The following is a 1,056-nucleotide window of genomic DNA, read 5'->3' on the forward strand; positions in this document are numbered from 1 at the left end:
TAATCAGACTTTGCACAAAGCCAGTGACCATACGTAAAGACAGACGGAATAAGGATTTAATCATTAAGCAGCATTGGATGGCTGCGTCGGAGTAGGTTTGATTTCGCCCTTGTTTGCCTTTTGATGGCGCATACCATTGCGTAGCAGGATCAAACCAAATGGCAATATTTCCGCGACTCATGAGTGCTCGGTTATATGCGGGCCAATTGGTTGTGCGGTAGATTTTGTGTGTAGGCTTCTTCATTTGAAAATTATATCGCTGAAAAAGCCTTTACAGATAGGTTTGTGCAACAAAGCCTATTTACATATATAGGGTTTTTAAATAATAATCCACTTGGTGTAGAAACAAAAAAATTAAAATGCTTATTTTTATCATTTAAATTTGAAACTCTAATAGCAACAGGAAATCCAAATTTTGTTTTAGACAAAGTATACATACCATAATCTGTAATTGTTCCATCTTTTAAAACATGAATCTTAAGTGATCCCTCAAAAAATAAGCTGCTATTCCATTTTTCTGTAGATCCTATCCTTGTAATTTCAGAAATCAAATTCAGACTTTGATTTTCACTCATAATAATTTCACCTGTCTCTGACATACTTGCATTTACTTCAATATTAAAAATAGAACACATTAAAAAACATAATATTATTTTTTTCACATTAAGCCCTCATTAAAAAAATTCATACTTTATTAGAGGATCTTCATCACCTTCAACCAAATACCAATTTTTCGATATTTCATCTTTTGTAAAATTTGGGATCATTTCCTCATTAAATCTATCTCTAATTTCAGCACTTCTTAAATAATATGTATATCTTAATTCAGATTCACCCTGTTCATTTTTAAAGTCAAATGCAGCTAATAAATCTTGTGCTTTACCTATATTAGGATATTCAGGATAAGTATAGTGTCCTAAGTTACTCACATTTAAATAATCATTCCATGCATATAGACAAATCGCTTTTTTTGATATGTTATATATTTTATATATCCCACAATTGGCGCTTGGCGATGAACTGGTTTATGATTCAATTCGATGATCGCATAAAAGA

General features: G+C 31.5%; 3 protein-coding genes. All 3 read right to left on the minus strand.

Going from position 1 to position 1,056, the window contains the following annotated elements:
• On the minus strand, positions 1–244 hold a 244-nt coding region (locus tag KPC_RS19970; RefSeq protein ID WP_171072066.1), incomplete at its 3' end, for a transposase.
• A gap of 7 nt (positions 245–251) precedes the next feature.
• Positions 252–662, minus strand: a complete 411-nt coding sequence (locus KPC_RS19975) for a hypothetical protein (RefSeq protein ID WP_171334571.1) — start codon at positions 660–662, stop codon at positions 252–254.
• A 12-nt stretch (positions 663–674) separates the two neighbouring features.
• Positions 675–929 carry a hypothetical protein gene (locus KPC_RS19980; RefSeq protein WP_121976028.1) on the minus strand — a complete coding sequence of 85 codons (255 nt, stop codon included), beginning with the start codon at positions 927–929 and terminating at the stop codon, positions 675–677.
• Positions 930–1,056 lie beyond the last annotated feature (127 nt).

It is taken from the genome of Acinetobacter stercoris (assembly GCF_900323515.1).
In the GTDB taxonomy this organism is placed as follows: domain Bacteria; phylum Pseudomonadota; class Gammaproteobacteria; order Pseudomonadales; family Moraxellaceae; genus Acinetobacter; species Acinetobacter stercoris.